This window comes from Streptomyces sp. AHA2 (genome assembly GCF_036857595.1).
Lineage (GTDB): Bacteria > Actinomycetota > Actinomycetes > Streptomycetales > Streptomycetaceae > Streptomyces.
Genome location: NZ_JAUQWJ010000008.1, coordinates 284,513 through 301,474, shown reverse-complemented (window position 1 = coordinate 301,474; position 16,962 = coordinate 284,513). Strand labels below are relative to the sequence as shown.

Here is a 16,962-nt window from a genome sequence, read left to right as displayed (position 1 = left end):
TACGTGTGGTGTCTGCGGTCGTGGGAGGAGCCTCTCGACGTGCGGGCAGGGCGTGGCGGTGGACTATCTATGGTGCGCGGGATCGCCGGTTTGGCCAACCGGCGATCCCGCGCTATGTTGCCCCGCTCGTGCGGGGGCGATGATCAGCGTGAACGGCTGGCGGGTCGGCTGGCCGTGACCGCCGGAACGGCTGACAGGCTGGCGGCTAGGCGGGTTTTGTGCTCACGGCCCGGCTGCGTCTGACGCGTGTCGGTCTCCTGGGCGAGAGTTGCGGAGAGGTCGGCCAGCAGCGGGATCGGGGTGTGCGGGGAGGCGGTGATGGCCCAGGTGGGCCGGTCCGGATTGGGCCCGGCCCAGATGGTCCAGGTGGCCAGGTTCTGACTCGCGTGTTGTGCGGCGAAGGCGTCGAACTGGACGCCCGCGTCCCCGCCGGGGGAGGTCCAGCGGATCCATCGCCCGTCGACGGTGTGCTTCCATCCTGCGTTGGGGAGTGGCTGAGTGGCCGTGGTGACCATCTTTTCGTTCACCGGGGCGCCGATGGCCGTGTCCCAGCCGCTGTCGGCGAGGTGGAGCAGCAGATTCTGCAGCACCGGGGCGGGAGTGGCGCCGGTCACGGAGAGGACCCACATGCGCTCGGAGACCGGCGTCTCGTAGGCGGCCACGGTCCATGCCGTCTCATGGGCGGGGGCCTCGTGGACGCGTTCGATGCGCAGCGTCTGGGACTCGTGGATGGCGTGGGTCGTGTCATCGGACCGGGTCCGCCACTTCTCGAACTCGCGGTGCGTGTCGAGGAAGGCGTCGAGGAGGGCGTCGTGGTCGCCGGCATCGGCCAGGTAGACGGGGACGGTCTCCGGCTCCGGGCGGGCAGGGTCGGGCTTGGACGCGGTGACGTCGAAGACCGAGCGCGCTGCGATGGCGGCGCGTTCGGTGTCAGTCAGGGGTGCCGGTCCAGGGCGCATCCCGTCCGCGTGCGTCTCCTCGAAGGCGAGCAGGGCGCTTGCGGGTGAGTCGAAGGTGCCGGCGACCTGACGCAGGTGGTCCTCGCCGTGCAGGTAGACGGACTTGCCGCCCCGGTGGAGATATGTGCCGGCCGCGACGGTGGTGTGGCCATCGTGGGCGTGGGCGTGGATCAGGAGGCGGCCGTTGCGGATGTCGTCGTGGATCTTCTGGGCCTCGCTGGAGACCTCGCGGATTTCGCTGCGGGTGAGCCAGGGCATCGGATAGTTCACCCAGGTCCATTCCTCGTCGATGGCCTCCTGGAGCCGTGGGGTGATCTCGACGGTGATGCCTTCGGCGATCAGGTTCTGGGCGGCGTCGGCGGCCCAGTAGGGCTCCTCGTGATCGATGCGGGCCAGGACCAGGACGCCTGTGGTGGCGACACTCCAGCCGGCAGCCTCCAGAGCCATGGAGGCGACACGGGTCTGAGTGCCGGTCAGGACGGCCTGCACGGCGCTCGGGTGAGTGGGGTGGGTGTCCAGGCGGACATGGGCGTCGATGGAGGCAGTCACGTGGGGGTCTCATCCGTTCTGCCGGTGACCGGACCCGCGGGCCCGGCCACCGGCGTAATCGGGAGTTATCGGGTTGCTCGTGTGGGCCGGGCGGCGTGTGCGGCCGTGGTGGTCGGCGGGCCGGCGCGGGTGGCAGGCGCCGCTCGCCGCTGCTGCGGCGGAGTGGCTCCGGCGGCGTGCTGCCAGCGGGTGCGGACGGCGGCGATGTCAGCGAGAGCGCGGCGGGCCCCGGCGACGAGCTGGAAGGGGGTGTTCGCCGAGTCGCCGGCGTACGCCTCGACGCGCCGTCCGGTGTGTTCGGCCGTGGCCAGCAGGGAGCGCCGCAGGGCGCGTTCGGCCCAGTGCTCGACGGATCCGGCCGGTTCGGCCAGCATGCGCAGGACCTCGCCTGGTTCACGGCCGTAGTCGAGCAGGCCGCGCTGCTGGGCTTCCCACAGGACGGTGACGGGGTCGATGGGCTCGTCGCGGCGGGCGAGGGTGGTCAGGCACTGCCACAGGCCGGCGTGCAAGGGCAGGGTGAGGTCGCCGGGGAGCAGCCACCGGACGGCGTCGATGTCGTCCGGGCGGGCGGTGGCGGTCGCGAGCAGGAGCTGCTCCTCCTCGACCGCCTCGGTGTCGTCGGCGGCGGTGGGAGGAGGTGCCGGGGTGCGGGGAAGGACACCGGAGCGCGGGGGGAAGCGGTTGGCGATGTCGTCCACGACCGCGGCAAGTGCATCCGCCTCGGCGAGCGCTGTCTGGACGGGATGCGGGAGGGAGGCGTCGTGGACGGTGTGGACGAGGCGTTCGGCGGCCGTCAGCAGGCGACGGCGGGCGTGCTCGGCCTCGACCATCCGGGCGTACGCGGGGGCGTGGCGGGGCCAGGGGCAGACCTGAACGAGGGCGTGCAGGTAGGAGGCGGTCAGTCCGCGCGCCTCCTCCAGGGCGGTGGCGAGTACGCGGTCGAGCCACGTGGTGTTCTTCGCGTGCTCGGCGGGGTTGGGCCGCGGCAGGGTACTGATCGCGGCATACAGGGCGGCGTGCGCGGCGGTGGAGAACGAGTCGGCGGCGATGCCGTTCACGTCGTCCAGGCGGTGCGGGTCGAGGAGGAGAGCCCCCAGGAGGGCCTGCTCGACGTGGAATACCGGCTGGGGCGGTGTGATGGTGTCGAGGTTGTCTTCGTCGGGTTCGGGGGTGTGGGGCATCAGGCGGCGAGGGTGAAGTCGTCGGGGTCGAGGGTGACGCCGAGGTGCGGGGCGAGGAGGTGGCCGGCGAGCAGCGGGGGAACGGCGTTGCCGATCTGGGAGAACTGCTGGCCCTTGTTGCCGGCCCAGGGGTAGTCGGCGGGAAAGGTCTGCAGGAGGCCCGCCTCGCGGACGGTGATCCGGATCGGCTCGGGAACGGCCGGCGCATCGGTGTCCGTGGCCGAGGGTGTGGCGGGTTCGGCGACCCAGGTGCACTCGTTGGCGCGGTGCCCGAAGAACAGCGTGCCAGCCGGCTCCTGGATGGACCGGACGGTGGCGTTGGCCTGGTTGTTGCTGCGCAGGGACCAGGACCAGCGGTGCGCCTCGGCGGTGAACGTGGGCGCCGGAGGTCGGACGCACGATTCTCGCGCGTCGCCGTGCCGGGCCGCCCACCCCGCGCCTTCCCGGCGGGACTGCAGAACCACCCCGTCCGGCCGCGGCATCCAGGTGCCGCGGTCCCGCGCGTCGGTCAGCGTCTTGCGAGAGCCCGACGGGAACGGCTCGGGGCCGCCGCCAGGCCCACCTCCTGCACAGACGGTGGGGACGGGCCGGTCGGTCGCGCCCCATCCCAGGGCTTCGGCCATGCTGACCCAGCGGGCACGGCCCGGACCGAACAGCGATTCCGGCTCGGCGAGCTGGGCGTGCGTGGGCGTGGGCGGCTGCGCCGTGCGGACGCGGGAGGCCAGGAGGATTGCCCGCTTCCTGGTCTGCGGGACGCCGAAGTCGGCGGCGTTGAGGATCCCGTACCAGACGGAGAACCCCCACCCGCGCAGGACGGCCGCGTACTGCTTCCACAAGGGCAGCACGTCCGGTACTTCCTCCATGGCCACCCAGTCGGGCTCGCCGACCGCGTTCAGCGCGTGCAGGTAGCGCATCGGCTCGGCGGCGAGCAGGGAGCGCTCGTCGCGGCAGGCGGTGAGGAGGCGTTCGCGGGTGTCGCGCCCGGCGGCCAGGTCTTCGACCGCCGCGTGCACCAGCGGCTGGTCGAGAAGACCGAGGCGCTTGCCGGCCATGCTCCACGCCTGACACGGCGGCGAAGCGATCACACCGCGGGTGCGGCCGAGGAACGGCCAGGCCGGATACCTCGCCACGTCGCACCGGATGGTCAACTGACCCGCCGCAGCGCGGGTCTTACATGCCCACGGGTCCCATTCCAGGCCGACGTCGCGCACGCCCAGGACGTGCAGTGCCCTGCTCCAGCCGCCCGGCCCCGCGAAGAGGTCGAGTATCACGTGGCCAGCCCGAAGTCGTCCTGCGTCAGCGCGTCGGCGTCGCCCCGGCACGCCCAGGGCGAGCAGCCGTCCTCGACACCGTTCTCAAGGACGTCGGCCTCGTCCGCGCTGATCCGCAGGGCGGCCCGCTCGGCAGCCGTGACGTGATCGATGGGGGCTTCGCTGAGCGGGACGCGGGAGCGGTGCAGGAACGCCTCGCCGAGCAGTCTGTTGCCGGTGGCGTTGGCGCGGGCATTGCCCTGCCGGATGGCCGCGTCGAATTCGACGACGTCCGCCCACTCGGACGGAGAGGTGTCCCTGATATGCCGCCACTGCGCATTTCCATGGAACGGGCATCCCAGGCAACTCGACTTCGGGGTATCGGCGAGACCGAGGGAAGTCAGGTAGCGCGCGCAGTCGGCCCTGCTCCAGGACATGTCCAGAAGGGGATGCCGGTTACGCATGTACTTGACGTCCGCGTCCTTCGCGCGGTGGAATTCATCCGTGGAGATTCCTACCCACTGCTCGACGAAAACACCCTTCGGGATGCGTGCCGGATAGGGGTAGCCGAGCAGTTCGCGGACCTTCTGCTTGATTGGCTTAACCTTATATTCGCCGGTGCACTGCCGCCGGGTCATCCCAGGTCGCCCGTCCTGATTGAGGATGTGGAGCGGCATGGAGGCGAACCGGTGATCCGGGTTCAGGGCGTCGTCTCGGATATTTCCGGCCGACACGCGCAGTACGGGTATCCCGGCGGGGGCGGCTATCTCTTCTTCCAGGCGGTCAAGGTGTGCATAGACCGCTGCGGTTTCCCATCCGGTGTCGGCGAAAATCGCGTAGTCGACCTTCGGGAGAATGCCCCCGGCTGACAGTGCAAGGAGCGTGCTGGATTGAACTCCCGCGCCGAGGGAGAGTGCGCGGAATCGGGGCTGATCTGAAATGGTCTGTCCTGGGTGTAGGGAAAAGGGGGGCGCTCGCATCGCGGCTGTCGCGTCACTGGCAGGGGGATTCCGGCCACTCGCGGGCGTCGCAGAGGGCGGGGATGCGGTCGAGGAGGTCGGCGGCCGACTCGATGAAATGCTGCGGTGTCGGCCCGATCAGGACGACCCGCCGTGATGTGGCGGCGGCCTGGCGGCGCTGGTTCTCCACGGCGCGGGCAAGAGCAGCCGTCAGTTCGGCAGCGACGTCCTGGGCGGCCTTGGCGATCTGCACGACACGGTGAAGAAGCAGCAGGTCCGTAGGGGAGGGCCGCGACGTCTGGCGGCTGCGGGTGAGAAACAGCCGCAAAGCGATGCTGGCGAGGTCCTGGGCGTCAGTGATGCGCGCGGCCAGTGCGGATGCGTCCCGTTCGGCGGGCAGGGCACGCAGGGCCTGGTGCAGACAGGACGCGTCGGAGGCGATGCGGGACAGGACCGGGACCGGGTTGGTGGAGTCAGGCACGGGTCTCCGTGGTGGCGTACGGGTACAGGGCGTGGGCGAACGCTGTGGTGAGCACCGGGGCCTGCTCGGGGGAGGCCATCAGGGCGCGGACGACGGGGGTGCCGATGACGACGGCGTCCACCAGTGGCGCCACGCGTTCCGCGAGGGCCGAGGTGGAGCTCCCCACGCCCGACACGACGGGCAGGGGGCTCGCGGCACGAAGGCGTGTCGTGAAGTCGGCGAGCGCGGGCACGTCGAGCGGGCCGCGGTAGCAGGTGGGGCCGGTGCTGGCGGGTGCGTAGAGCCATCCCGACGCACCGGCGGCCACGGTGGCGAGACCGGTGTCGGCGAGGTGGCGCGGGACGAGGCGTGGGGTGGAGAGGTTCGCGTCCTTCGCTGCGGCCTGCCAGCGCTCTGCCTGGTCGTCGGGCAGGTCGACGACCATCGCCCCGGCGGCGCCCGCGTCAGCGAGCAGTCGGGCCAGGTGTTCGGGGCCGTGCCGGTGGACTGGATCCCAGTAGGTCATGACGACGGTCGGCCGAAGGCCAGCGGCGTGCTCGACCGCGCGCAGGGCGCGGGCGAGGACGTTTCCGCGGCTCAGGGCGCGGCGGTAGGCGGCTTGGATGACGGGCCCGTCGAGGCCGGCGTCATGGTGGGCGAGGCCGATCTCGAACAGATCGGCGCCATCCCGAGCGATCTGGTCGAGCTGACGGCGCTCGGCGCGGGCCGGATGCAGTCCGGCGGGAACGAACACGCTGAGCGCGCACCGGGGTTGGGCAAGGAGGGCGTGGAGGGAGTCGGTGGCGGCCAGGAGATGCCTTTCTCGGAGGGCGGGCTGTCGCGGCAGGTCAGCGGTGGCGTGGTGCCAGCGTGGGCGGGGACGCTACGGGGGTGGTGGCACTGCCGTGGGCGGCCTGGGCACGGGGCGTGGTGGGCTGGTGGCTGAAGGCGGGGGCCACGCGGTCGAGGGCCTGGGCGATCTGCTGGGCCTGGTCGTGAGCAGTAGCGAGCTGCTCGGCGACATCGGTGGGGAAGCGGTCCCACTGGGCTCGGTACTGGTATCGCTGGATGATCTCGGCGGCGTTGCGCAGCTGCTCGGCGACCTGCCGCAGGACGGCGGTCTTCCGTTCCGGGGCGGTCGCGGTGTGCGTGGCTTGCAGAAGCGAGTCCAGCGCGGTGGGCAGCGACTCGTCGGGCGTGGGAAGGCCGTAGAGGGCGGCGTGCAGTGCCTGGGCGTAGACCGTCACGGGTCCGCCCCGACCGCGGCTGCGGTACTCGATGGGGGCTTGCCGGCGGGCGCCGAAGCTGACGGTCACGTCCCGGGGAGCGGCACCGGGGTGAAGCTGGTCGGCGAGGGCACGGGCGAGATCATGCACGGTGGGGGTGTCGGAGGACGTGGAAGCCTCTCGGATGGCGGTGCCGGATGCGTTGGGGTGGTCAGCGGGTGCGGCGAGGGGCCGATGGTGTGGTTCGTGGACCGGTGGCGGGAGCTGAGCGGCGGCGGGCGCTCGCGGGGATGTCGGCTGGTGTGGGGATGCCCAGGTGGACACGCGCGCTGAGACCGTGGGTGTACGCGTGTGCCTCGGCAGCGGTGATGGCGCTGAGCAGTTGGCGCTCGTCCAGCCCGTCCCGAGTGCGGTAGGACGCGCCGTCTGCTGTGGGGACGAAGCCGTGTTGCTCCAGCAGCAACCGGGCGGCGGTGGTCGAGGCAGTCACGGCAACCGTGCCGTCCCTGACCTGGAAGTGCAGGTCTGGGCCGCCTGCCGGCTGGTCGGGACTCCAGCGGGTGGTCCAGGAAAGGTCGACGAGGTCGTGGGTGTGGGCCAAGAGCCCGTACATCGCCACGCCGGCGCGCTCGTGTACGTCCTGCGCGATGCCTGGAGGCAGCAGGTAGAGCCTGCGGCCGTGGTGTTCACGAGGGAGGAAGCCGGCGTCGGTGAGCAGCCGGTCGGCGTCGCGGATGGGGCGGTTGAGGATGACGAAGGTGTGGCCGTCGTCGGTGGACCCGATGAATACGTCGGGGATGTCCAGGAGTGACACGGTGGTCCAAGGGATTCGGAAGTGCAGGCCGGGAGGAATGGCAGTGCGCTCGCGGCAACGGACGGGTACGTGCAGCCGAGTCAGGGCGTCGTTGTGCCGGGTGAAGTAGCCGGCGAGGAGCAGGAGGTGCTCGGCCGGCCCAGTCGGCTCGTTCATCTGGGGATGACGGGTTTCGGTGAGGCCGGTGTCAGCGGCGGTGTACGACGCGGCCGAGCTGGGCGCCGGCGTGGTGGACGTGTGGGTTCACGGCGGCTCGGTGCACGGGGGTGATGAGCGCGTCGTCCAGGTTCTGCACGAGGTAGGGGACGTCACGGAAGGTGCGCTCGACCGGGGTGGTCGTCGCGAGGTGGGTGAAGAACTGGGCGACGAGCCGCTCGGGGGTGTCCTGGGTGAAGGAGGCGTCCCAGTTGGTGTCGAAGCCGTCGTACACGTGGTGCCGGAAGCGCCACGGGGTGTCTTCCGCCGGAGTGTGCTGCAGGTGGCAGTGGCCGTCGGGCGAGGTGAACGTGTCGTCCTCGCGGTGCCAGTGGTTCAGTTCGGCGATCTGCGCGAGGGGGGTGGTGGTGAGCGGGATCCGGTCGATGTGCCGGTCGTCGCCGAGCAGCTGGGGCAGAGCCTGGGTGACGGCGGCGATGGCCTCGATCGGGGTCTGCCGGGTGAAGCGGGCTTCCCAGTACGGCTCGTGGTGCGCGAGGGACCACCAGTGGCCGTGGGTATGCCGGGAGTTGAAGTTGACGAACAGGCTGCCGTCGGGGCTGTGGACGCTGATGCGTCCGCTTGCGCGATCGTGCTCGCTCGGCCAGCCGAAGAGGTGGACCAGCGGGCCGATCGCATCGGCGAGCCGGTCGATGCCCGCTCCCGCCAGATAGCGCGGGGAGACCAGGACCCGGTCCTGGGGCGCGAAGGGCCTCACCGCCGGGCCTTGTACCGCAGGCGGCAGTGGGCCAGGACTGATCGGGTGCAGCGCGTCGGTGCCGGTGTGCAGGAGACGTCTGGGACGCGTGCGGGCGGGGCCTCGTATCCGTCCACCCGGGCGCGGGGTGGGTCCGGGTGTTGGGCGCGGTTGTGCGAGGTCATGGGCTGCTGTGGGCTCCGATGGGTCAGTTAACGGCTGCGGGCGGCCGTCTTCGCAGCGGTGGGTGCGGGCGCGGGTGTCGTGCCGGGCGCCCTGCGAGTGGGCGGGCTGCTGATGGCTGTGGCCAGCGCGGTGGTGCCGGCGGGAGTGAGGCGGACTCGGTCCTGGAGCGGGCCGCCCACATAGGCGGCAGGCGCGGACTCCGGAACGCGCTCCGCGAGCCCCTTTGCCTCCAACGCCCGCAGTGTGCCCATGAGCACGCGCTCGTCGCGGTAGTGGACGTTTTGCCGTCCTAGGGAGCTGGTGACCACCACGTTCCCGCAGGCGATCTCCCACAGGGCGGTGTGGTGAGCGGCGGTCAGGGTGTGCTCCGGACCGTCGCCTGCTGCCGTCCCCCGGCGGCGTCGGATTTCGTAGGCGAGGGTGTTGGCGCAGCCCATCGCGGCTTCGGGTGCCAAGGCGGTCAGAGTGCGTGCCATCGGGAGCTGCTGGTCCGCGGAGGTACTGCTCAGGAAGGCGAGCTGCTCAAGGCGGACCACTGCGTCCGACAGGTCGGGACTGCGGAAGAGGCGTCCGTCGGTGACCGCTTTGAGGGCGGTGCGGGTCGCAGAAGCGAGTCGCTGGGCGGAGGCGGCGTGGGCGTTGGGCTCGGATGGCGGATGGGCCCGCAGGAGACGGTCGAGCATGTCGTTATGCTGCACGTACTGGTCTGATAGCAGCAACAGGCGCTCAAACCGGCGTCGGCGGGGCGGCCACGTCGAACAGGAAGCCCTCGGGCGGCGTCGTCATCCGCGGCGCCGGGCAGCGAGCACGGGCGGTGTGGAGGGCGCCTTCTGCGGGCTGGGCCTTTGACCCTCGGCGATGAGTTGCCGGTCTTCAGCGCGCGCCGAGAATGAGGCGAGGCGTCGGGAGAGCCGTCGCGCTACGGCGCGATAAGTGGTGGCCGCTTGCTGCATCTCGACACCGGCACGGCGAAGCTGATCACGGCTGGTCGCCGGGGTGGGATCGGCGTCCTCGTACAGCAGGATCTCGGTGCGGTGATGGATGGCGAGGTTGCACAGGGTGGCGGCGAGGGAGATCTGGGAGCAGGCGCCGGCGAGGAGCGCCAGGTTGTTGGCACCGTCCTTCATTGCGGGGTACTGGCTGACCGACAGGTCGTGCACCTGCCGCGTGCACTTCATCGCCAGCTCGTGCACCCGCAGGCTCAGGGGTGCGATCTCTCGGACGGGCTTGGCGATCTCGCCCTCCCGGATGCGTGCCGCCTCCACGGACAGCTCCTTCAGGGCGGGGGCCACCTCGCCGAGAAGGCGGGTGTGTTCGGTCAGGTCGACGGTGTGCAGGACAACTCCGGGAGGACGCGGGGCGGTACGGGGCAAGGTGAGATGGTCGGTCCGTTGCTGTGCAGGAACGGGCTCGGTCACAGGGCTTCCCACAGCAGGCGGGTGACGTGGTCGTTGCCGTGGCCGGCTCGTGGGCGGGCCGGGGTGTGCCATCGGGCGCGGGGCGGCCGGCTGGCGATCACGCGCCACCCGGCGCCGCGCAGGGATGCGCCGCTCTCGCCGTCCTGCGTGTAGGTGATCAGCCGTCGGTAGCCGAGGGCCTTCGCCGCCCGCCACGCGGCACCGTAGAGCAGTGAGTTGGCGTTGCGGGCGCCGTCGCTGGCGGTCCGGGTGACTTACTGATCATTTCAGAATGATGTTCGGAGTCGTCGCAAGCAGATGATGCTGCAGGCGAGTTGGAGCAGTCCGAGGTGGAGGTCGGCTCGTATCTCATAGCGGATCCGCAGGCGCTTGAACTGGTGGAGCCAGGCGAAGGTCCGCTCGACGACCCACCTGGTCCTGCCCAGGCCCGACCCGTGGGCGGTGCCCTTGCGTGCGATCTTCGGCGTGATGCCACGAGCGCGGAGGAGCCGCCGGTACTTGTCGTAGTCGTAGCCGCGGTCGGCGAACAGCCGCCGTGGCCGGTGCCGTGGCCTGCCCACCAGGCCGCGGATGCGGGGGATCGCGTCCAGCAGGGGCATCAGCTGGGTGACGTCATGACGGTTCCCGCCGGTCAACGACGCTGCGAGGGGTGTTCCGTGCCGGTCGGTGATCACGTGGTGCTTGCTGCCTCGGCGGCTGCGGTCGACCGGCGAAGGTCCGGTGTGAGCCCCCTTTCAGGGCCCGGACGTGCGAGCCGTCGACCGCGGCGTCCTCCATGTCCAACAGTCCGGCCTTGCGGAGTTCCGTGAGGAGGGTCGCGTGGAGGCGGGGCCAGACGCCGGCCTCGGTCCAGTCCCGCAGGCGCCGCCAGCACGTCACCCCGCTGCAGCCGATCGTCTCGGTCGGCACGTCCGCCCAGGTCACGCCCGTGCGCAGCACGTAGACGATCCCGCGCAGAGCCGCACGGTCATCCGCCGGCAGCCGACCCGGATACCGCCGACGCCGCGGCGGACGAGGAGGGAGCAGCGGAGCGACACGATCCCACAGAGCATCAGGCACAAGATCATCCGACACACACGGAACTCTGCCGCCCACCAGCCCAACTGCCAAGCCTGTGAGCCAAACTCATTCTGAAATGATCAGTTAGAGGGTGCGCCGTCGTCCAGGTGACGGGCCACCGGCCTGCCGACGATGGCCACGGCGCGCAGCGTGCCCCTCTCGTCGGCGGCGCCGACCGCGAAGATCTGTCCTGCGGGCGGCGGGTGGTGACGGTGCCAGGTGCGCACGAAGTCCTTCGCCTCACGGGAGCGGACCGGCACCAGGTGCAGCGGTATGTCGCTCACGCGGCCGTCCCGAAGTCGGACTGTGTCGGCGCGTGCTTCGCGACGGCGCGAGCCGTGATCGCCTTCGACGCGCGAGCGGACGCCGCGGACAGTTCCCCGGCTCCTGGCTCTCGGTACCACGGCCGCAGGTCGAGCATCGCGGCCCGCATGCCGGTGGCGAAGCACAGGGCGGTGCCCTTGGGCAGGGCGCGGATCGCGTCGGCGGGCAGGATCCGTTCCTGCCGCATCGACACCGACGTGCTCTTGCCGGACTCCGAGTGCGAGGTTGATGTGGTCTCCACGTCGTGGTCGCCGATCAGGCGGGAGAGCTTGTCGGCGAAGTCGGGGTCGTCGATGCCGGAGCCGATGACCTTGACGGTCGAGGCGGACCACATGGCGTCCATGCCCGCGTCTCCCCAGACCTTCTGGCCCTGGCGGTACGACTGGAGGACGGTGATCGGGATAATGCCGCGGGAGCCGAGGTGGGAGTACAGGTCCGGCAGGTCGCTGATCTTGCACACGTTGGCGGCCTCGTCGAGGATCGCCAGCATGGGCGGGTCCAGGCGTCCGCCGGCGCGTTCGGCCTGGGCGGTCGCCGCGCGCATCACGGAGTCCGCGCACGCGGCGATCAATGCCGAGGCCCCGCCGCCGCCGTCCTTGCTCAGCAGGAACAGCGTGTCGGTGGAGGTAACGAACTCCGACGGGCGGAACTCGGGAACGTCCTTCTGCGGGGTGACCCAGGCGGCGATCTCGTTGTTCAGCAGTGCGGCGGCGTACTGGCGGGCGGTCTCGTAGATGCCGTCGCGGGTCTCCGGGGGGCCCTCGACGGTGCCCTTGAGCTGGGCTGCGACGGCGGCGAAGTCGTGGTCGCGGAGGATGTCGAGCGGGGTGCGGTCGGCGGGGAAGGCGAGCCACTGCATGATGTCGGTGATCGGCCGCTCGTCGAGCGCTGCGGCCAGCAGCAGTTGCGAGAGGATGTTGCTGCCGGCCTTGGACCAGAAGTCGCCCTGCTGGGAGGCGTCCACCGAGGCGGCGAGGAAGTGGCCGGCGAGCCGGTTCGCTCCGTCCAGGGTTTTCGCGATGGCGAGGGGGTTCCACCACATCTCGCGTGCGGCGTGCGCGATCTGCTGTGGGTCCATGGTCCACACCTGCCCGACGCGGGAGCGGGCCTCGTATGTGGCGGTGAAGGCGTCACCTGCGGCCTTGTTCGAGGTCAGCAGGACGGGACCGGGCGCGGCGAGCATCGAGGGGATGGCGAGCGAGGTGGTCTTGCCCGAGCGGGGCGCCATGATGGCGACGGCCACATCCTCATAGCCCATGCGCACCTCGTGCCGGGTGTGCTGCAGGTTACCCAGGAGGATGCCGGTGTCGCGGGCTTCGATGTGCTTGGCGTCCTTGAGGCTCGGGCGCAGCGAGCGGGCCTTGTCGGTGATCGCCTTGGCCATCAAGGGCTCGATGTCCCGGGCCTTGGCCATGCCGGTGATCTTCTTCCGGCCGCCGCCGCGGTTCTTGTGCCGGAACCACAGGGCGACCGCCGTCCCCCCGAGAGCCAGGAGGAGCAGAACGGGAACGATGCGTGCCCCGATGAGCAGGGACGTTTCTCCCAGAGCGGGCCAGACCTGCTCGGGGTGGAGCAAGGCGTTGGTCGGCTGGTAGGGGGCCCAGCTGGTGCCGGTGAGGTAGGCGGTGATGTTGCCGCACAGCCAGGCTAGGTGGGACAGGGGGACGACGACGGCGAGCACGCCGAGCAGGAGGCGCAGGACGAGGTCGTATCCGTCGGTGTTGCTGCTGGAGGAGGAGGGGGGCAAGGGCTATGAGCTTCCGGGCGGGGACGGAGGGATCAGCGCTGGCGGTGGCGCTCGGCCTGCGGCCGTTGCGGAGGATGCGTACTGGTCGTCGGCGGGCCGGATCGGCGTGCGGCGAGGGAGCGGATGCGTTCTTCCAGGGCGCCGGCGACCTGCGTGGCCGCTACTTCCCGGTGCCAGCGGGTGATGAAGTCCGGGCTGCGAGTTGGGAGGCTGGAGGGACTGGCGGTGCGCGGCACCGGTCGGGGGTCGGTGAGCGCGGTGGTGAACGCGATGATCAGGTGGGGTGGGGTGTGCTCGCTGAAGTGGGCTTGCCACAACAGAGTCCGGAAGTCGCGGAGGGCGGTGTCGACCCACCAGGCCCTGGTTGTCTCGTCGGCCTCGACGCGGACGGTGCCGTCGGGTGAGGCGAGCCGGTGGTGGTTGTAGGCCGGAATCCAGCCTGCTTTGAGAAGCGGCTCCTGCGGATCCCAGTTGTCTGCTGGATCGGCCGTGGGATCGGTCAGCGCATCGGTGAACGTCGCAATCATTTCTACGGGGGTGCGGGCATCGAAGCTGGCGAACCAGGCGGGCCGGTCCGGCGCGGGGGCGTGCTGCAGAGTCCACCACCGTCCGTCGGGGTCGGGCTCCAGCCGCAGGAGGGCCTTCTGGTCGGGGCTGGAAAGCAGCACGCGGGGTATCAGGGGGTCGTGACCGTAGCTCCAGCCGCAGGCACGGTGGAGAGGGACGGTGACCCAGGCGGGGTCACCGCCGCCGGCCAGGTGGCGCGGGGCGATGTAGTCGATGTCGACGTTGGCGGGGCGGTCGGGCATGGTCACCGTCCCCTCGCGCCGTGTCCGCTGCGCCGGGACGTCAGGGCGGGAATCTGCGGGCCCTTCGGCCGGGACGGTGCTCGGCGTGCGGCGGCCTGGATGTCGAGGACGACGCGGCCGTGGCAGGCCCAGTCGTCCAGGTAGCTCCAGCACTCAGCGTAATGCTCGTCCAGCACGTCGACATACGCTGCGCTGCCCGGTCCGGTGCCCTCGGGGAGCTGGGCCCTGGTCTCTTGCCACCGGGAGTCCAGGGCGTCGAGGTGGCTCAGTGCCTCCTCCAGGATGGTCAGCTGCCCGGGCCAGGTGGCCCGCGTGAGGTGTGCGGGCAGGTGCTGGAGCTGTAGCCGGGCGGTGGCCAGCAATTGGCGGGCACCGGGGCGGATACTGGCGAACGCTGCGGCGGTGTCTGCGTCCCGGATGGCGGCCCGGCGGCCGTAGGCGTCCTGGTCGAAGGGCCAGCCGTCCAGGTCCGTGTTGAACTCGGTGAAGGCGTCCCAGGACGCCAGGATCCGTTCACTGTGGCGCAGGTAGCGGTTGAGGCGCCGCAGAGAGGTGCGGCGGCCGTGGTTCGTGGTGCGGGAGATGAGAGCATCCTTTTAAGGTCAGCGGCGGGCGGCCGGCTGGACGGCGGTCGTGGGCGCCGGGGGTGTCGCGGGGGCGGTCTGCTGACGGCGCACGGCGCGGGCCTGTGCGCGGATCGTCTTCACCCGGGCGGTGTGCGCGTCGACTACCTGCTGCGGGCGCAGCGGGCTCGGCTCTTTGACGGCGCTGTAGTGGGCGGTGCGGTCGAACATGCCGCGCTGCAGCGGGCTCTGGCCGGCCAGCGCGCCCAGGAAGGCACCGGCGAGGCGATCGGGGACGTGCTCGTCGAGGAAGGCGTGCCAGATCCGCGGGCCCGGGAATGATTCGTCGCTGCTTGTCCTGACCTCGATGTGCCAGGACGGCTGTTCATGGAACTCACTCATGGGGCGGTGTTCGATCCGGCACAGCGAGTCCGGAGAGAGCGCTTCCCCGGCATCCTCGTACTGCCAGCCTGCGCTGGTCACGGGCTGCCAGGGGTCCGGTTGCGATGAGGGCGGTGTGATGAGGGCGTCGGTGAGGCCGGCGAGGACCTCGGCCGGCACGAGTTCACCGAACTCGGCGTACCAGCCGTGTTCGTTGTCGCCGTGGGCGGCCCGCAGCCGCCACCAGGCGGAGGTGGCGGACTGCGGGTCGAACTGCAGGCGGTAGCGGTGATCGGGGCTGGCCATCACGATCTCGGCGCTGAGCGGGTCGGTGACCGTGGCCCATCCGGCCGCGGCCAGGCCGTGGGTGACGTGGCGGGCGTCGCCCGGACCGGCGAGGTGGCGAGGGCTGGTGTCGAAGGGGATCTGCCCGGCGTGCTGGTCGGCGAAGGCGTCGAGCTGGCGTTCGCTCAACGGCACCGGCTGCACCCCTGCTCGCTCTCGGCGTCGTCGCGCAGCGCGCGCAGCTCGTCGAGGACGTAGTGGAGGGTGTGCTGGTCGGTCTGCTCCCAGGCGGCGGAGCGCAGCTCGGCGATCAGGACGTTGACGTGCGCGGTGCGTGGGATGGCCTGGTGTTCCTGGATGGTGCGGGCGAGGGCACGCAGGGTGTCGGCGAGCTGGACGGGCAGGCCCGTGTACTCGTCGAGGAGCGGCTCGACGAGGGCGAGGGCTTCGGCGGGGTCGGGATTCTCGCGCAGGTACTCGGTGACGTCCGACAGCGTTTCGGTCAGGGTGCGCAGGGTTTCCGGGGTGGGGGCAGGCATCGGGCTCCTTCAGATGGGGATGGAGATCAGCGGCGGGTCCGGGCACCGCCGGCCGGGGCGTAGGGACGGGCGGTGGTGCGGGGCCGGGCGCTTCGGGCGCTGTTGCGGGCCCAGGTGGCGGCGCGGGCAGCTGTAATCCGGGCCTGCTGCCAGGCGCTGAGCTGGGAGGGCTTGACGGAGACCGACCAGGTCCGGATCTGGGCGCTGTGCGGGACACGTCCGCGTGGGCGCATCACCGGGTCCGGGCCGGCAAGCTCGGTGGAGAAGGCTTGGACCAGGTGCATCGGCGTGTTCGGCGTGAAGTGGGCAGTCCAGCCGTTGCCCTGCTTGTCCTGTGCTCCGGTCCACCACATCGCCGAGCCGTCGGCGCCCTGGTGGTACTGCATCCACGCGGTGCCGTCGGGGCTGGTCGCCATATAGTCCTGGCCCTCGAACCGCGTGTGCCAGTTCTGCTCCTGCAGAGGCGCCCAGACGTTGGGGGCGTGTGCGGAGCGGGGGCGGGTGAGGCCGTCGGTCAGACCGGAGACGATCTCCACCGGAGTCTGCCGGCCCAGGTGCGCGGACCACTCGGCGTTCGCCCCGTTTGCCCGGCCGTGGATGGTCCATCCACCGGGGAGGATGTAGGGGTCGTAGGCGACGCGGACGGTGCGGTCCGGGCTCTCCATGAGCAGCGGGCCGTCCTTCTTGGACTTGTCCCGCCAGCCCGAGGCGCGCAGGAACTCCGAGACGTGCCGGACGTCGCCGCCGCCGGCCAGGGCACGGGGCTGGACGAGGTAGTGCTGCTCGGCTTGCTCGTCCGGCCCCCAGCCCTGCCACTGCTTCTTCTTCACCGGCGCCGCCGTACGACGAGCGGGGCAGGAGCCGGAGACTTCGCCGCGCTGGTGGCCGGTCGGGTGCCGAGGTGCTGGAGGAGGTCCTGGTGCTCGTCCAGGTCCAGGCTGATGTCGTGCAGTTCGTTGGCGGCACGGCCCAAGGCGAGCCATACCTCCGCTGGCAGGGCGCCTCGTTCCGCCTCGCTCTTGGCGAAGTGGCTGCCGGTGATGACGAGGTGAGTGACGCCGCCGAGGACTCCGTTGTCCGGGTCGAGGACGCGGGCTATGACCTGCGCTGCCAGGGGCGGGGGAAGCTGAGAGAGGTGGTCGGAGAGCTGGCCGAGCTGGCGGGTGATCTCGTCGGCCAGTGCCACCGGGTAGGGGGCGGGGTGGGACATGCTCCTCCGGGTGCGTGGACGTTCAGTGGTGGTGGCGCTGCCCGACGCGTTGCGCCTCGATGAGGGCGGCCTCCGGGCGGGCGCCGGCAGGTGGGGCGGCGCGGTCGGGGCCGGCCGTGATGCAGGCGCGTAGATAGCGGCGGAACAGGGC

The 16,962-nt window shown here is 71.0% G+C and carries 20 protein-coding genes and 1 pseudogene; all 21 read right to left on the bottom strand.

Annotation, left to right across the window (positions count from 1 at the left end):
* Positions 1-143 precede the first annotated feature (143 nt).
* The 21 genes and pseudogenes from Q5694_RS19240 to Q5694_RS19140 all read right to left on the bottom strand — a co-directional run bounded on the left by Q5694_RS19240 (position 144) and on the right by Q5694_RS19140 (position 16,811).
* Positions 144-1,508 (bottom strand): DUF317 domain-containing protein, encoded by a 1,365-nt coding sequence (locus Q5694_RS19240; RefSeq protein ID WP_333934372.1) that lies wholly within the window; start codon positions 1,506-1,508, stop codon positions 144-146.
* A 65-nt stretch (positions 1,509-1,573) separates the two neighbouring features.
* The gene (locus tag Q5694_RS19235; protein WP_333934371.1) at positions 1,574-2,689 is read right to left on the bottom strand and encodes a DnaB-like helicase N-terminal domain-containing protein; all 1,116 of its coding nucleotides are present in this window, start codon (positions 2,687-2,689) and stop codon (positions 1,574-1,576) included.
* Positions 2,689-3,960, bottom strand: coding sequence for a DNA cytosine methyltransferase (locus tag Q5694_RS19230; RefSeq protein ID WP_333934370.1), 1,272 nt, complete (start codon positions 3,958-3,960; stop codon positions 2,689-2,691). The genes Q5694_RS19235 and Q5694_RS19230 overlap by 1 nt, the downstream gene beginning before the upstream one ends.
* Positions 3,957-4,919, bottom strand: coding sequence for a hypothetical protein (locus Q5694_RS19225; protein ID WP_333934369.1), 963 nt, complete (start codon positions 4,917-4,919; stop codon positions 3,957-3,959). Before Q5694_RS19225 ends, Q5694_RS19230 begins: the two co-directional genes overlap by 4 nt.
* A gap of 13 nt (positions 4,920-4,932) precedes the next feature.
* Positions 4,933-5,379 (bottom strand): hypothetical protein, encoded by a 447-nt coding sequence (locus tag Q5694_RS19220; protein WP_333934368.1) that lies wholly within the window; start codon positions 5,377-5,379, stop codon positions 4,933-4,935.
* Complete coding sequence (locus Q5694_RS19215; protein ID WP_443040900.1) at positions 5,372-6,112, bottom strand: tryptophan synthase subunit alpha; 741 nt, start codon at positions 6,110-6,112, stop codon at positions 5,372-5,374. Before Q5694_RS19215 ends, Q5694_RS19220 begins: the two co-directional genes overlap by 8 nt.
* Positions 6,113-6,206: 94 nt before the next feature.
* Positions 6,207-6,734 (bottom strand): hypothetical protein, encoded by a 528-nt coding sequence (locus Q5694_RS19210; RefSeq protein WP_333934367.1) that lies wholly within the window; start codon positions 6,732-6,734, stop codon positions 6,207-6,209.
* 61 nt (positions 6,735-6,795) lie between these two features.
* Positions 6,796-7,554 carry a hypothetical protein gene (locus tag Q5694_RS19205; RefSeq protein WP_333934366.1) on the bottom strand — a complete coding sequence of 253 codons (759 nt, stop codon included), beginning with the start codon at positions 7,552-7,554 and terminating at the stop codon, positions 6,796-6,798.
* 31 nt (positions 7,555-7,585) lie between these two features.
* Entirely contained in the window at positions 7,586-8,311 is a 726-nt protein-coding gene (locus Q5694_RS19200) for a DUF317 domain-containing protein (protein ID WP_333934364.1), read from the bottom strand.
* A gap of 191 nt (positions 8,312-8,502) precedes the next feature.
* Positions 8,503-9,159: a hypothetical protein gene (locus Q5694_RS19195; protein ID WP_333934363.1), complete on the bottom strand. Its 657-nt coding sequence runs from the start codon at positions 9,157-9,159 to the stop codon at positions 8,503-8,505.
* A 99-nt stretch (positions 9,160-9,258) separates the two neighbouring features.
* Positions 9,259-9,849, bottom strand: a complete 591-nt coding sequence (locus Q5694_RS19190) for a hypothetical protein (protein ID WP_333934362.1) — start codon at positions 9,847-9,849, stop codon at positions 9,259-9,261.
* A gap of 41 nt (positions 9,850-9,890) precedes the next feature.
* Positions 9,891-10,136, bottom strand: a pseudogene (locus tag Q5694_RS19185) (XF1762 family protein); the annotation flags it as partial.
* 24 nt (positions 10,137-10,160) lie between these two features.
* Positions 10,161-10,968 (bottom strand): IS5 family transposase gene (locus Q5694_RS19180; protein ID WP_443040899.1). Its coding sequence is split into 2 segments (ribosomal slippage): positions 10,161-10,617 and positions 10,616-10,968, totalling 810 coding nucleotides; the frame shifts between segments, so codons are not numbered across the junction.
* 65 nt (positions 10,969-11,033) lie between these two features.
* Entirely contained in the window at positions 11,034-11,237 is a 204-nt protein-coding gene (locus Q5694_RS19175) for an XF1762 family protein (RefSeq protein ID WP_333934360.1), read from the bottom strand.
* The gene (locus tag Q5694_RS19170; RefSeq protein WP_333934359.1) at positions 11,234-13,024 is read right to left on the bottom strand and encodes a type IV secretory system conjugative DNA transfer family protein; all 1,791 of its coding nucleotides are present in this window, start codon (positions 13,022-13,024) and stop codon (positions 11,234-11,236) included. Before Q5694_RS19170 ends, Q5694_RS19175 begins: the two co-directional genes overlap by 4 nt.
* 32 nt (positions 13,025-13,056) lie before the next feature.
* Positions 13,057-13,833 carry a DUF317 domain-containing protein gene (locus tag Q5694_RS19165; protein ID WP_333934358.1) on the bottom strand — a complete coding sequence of 259 codons (777 nt, stop codon included), beginning with the start codon at positions 13,831-13,833 and terminating at the stop codon, positions 13,057-13,059.
* Positions 13,834-13,835: 2 nt separating this feature from the next.
* The gene (locus Q5694_RS19160; RefSeq protein ID WP_333934357.1) at positions 13,836-14,195 is read right to left on the bottom strand and encodes a hypothetical protein; all 360 of its coding nucleotides are present in this window, start codon (positions 14,193-14,195) and stop codon (positions 13,836-13,838) included.
* A 240-nt stretch (positions 14,196-14,435) separates the two neighbouring features.
* Entirely contained in the window at positions 14,436-15,257 is an 822-nt protein-coding gene (locus Q5694_RS19155; RefSeq protein ID WP_333934356.1) for a DUF317 domain-containing protein, read from the bottom strand.
* On the bottom strand, positions 15,248-15,601 hold the full coding sequence (locus Q5694_RS19150) for a hypothetical protein (RefSeq protein WP_333934355.1): 354 nt from the start codon (positions 15,599-15,601) through the stop codon (positions 15,248-15,250). Before Q5694_RS19150 ends, Q5694_RS19155 begins: the two co-directional genes overlap by 10 nt.
* Before the next feature lie 26 nt (positions 15,602-15,627).
* Positions 15,628-16,431, bottom strand: coding sequence for a DUF317 domain-containing protein (locus Q5694_RS19145; protein ID WP_333934354.1), 804 nt, complete (start codon positions 16,429-16,431; stop codon positions 15,628-15,630).
* The gene (locus Q5694_RS19140) at positions 16,428-16,811 is read right to left on the bottom strand and encodes a hypothetical protein (RefSeq protein ID WP_333934353.1); all 384 of its coding nucleotides are present in this window, start codon (positions 16,809-16,811) and stop codon (positions 16,428-16,430) included. Before Q5694_RS19140 ends, Q5694_RS19145 begins: the two co-directional genes overlap by 4 nt.
* Positions 16,812-16,962: the final 151 nt, after the last annotated feature.

Excerpts from the sequence above, each read along its gene's own strand:
- Q5694_RS19235 (WP_333934371.1), bottom strand. The coding sequence starts at position 2,689 with ATGCCCCACACCCCCGAACCCGACGAAGACAACCTCGACACCATCACA.
- Q5694_RS19225 (WP_333934369.1), bottom strand. The coding sequence starts at position 4,919 with ATGCGAGCGCCCCCCTTTTCCCTACACCCAGGACAGACCATTTCAGAT.
- Q5694_RS19205 (WP_333934366.1), bottom strand. The coding sequence starts at position 7,554 with ATGAACGAGCCGACTGGGCCGGCCGAGCACCTCCTGCTCCTCGCCGGC.
- Q5694_RS19195 (WP_333934363.1), bottom strand. The coding sequence starts at position 9,159 with ATGCTCGACCGTCTCCTGCGGGCCCATCCGCCATCCGAGCCCAACGCC.
- Q5694_RS19165 (WP_333934358.1), bottom strand. The coding sequence starts at position 13,833 with ATGCCCGACCGCCCCGCCAACGTCGACATCGACTACATCGCCCCGCGC.
- Q5694_RS19150 (WP_333934355.1), bottom strand. The coding sequence starts at position 15,601 with ATGCCTGCCCCCACCCCGGAAACCCTGCGCACCCTGACCGAAACGCTG.
- Q5694_RS19140 (WP_333934353.1), bottom strand. The coding sequence starts at position 16,811 with ATGTCCCACCCCGCCCCCTACCCGGTGGCACTGGCCGACGAGATCACC.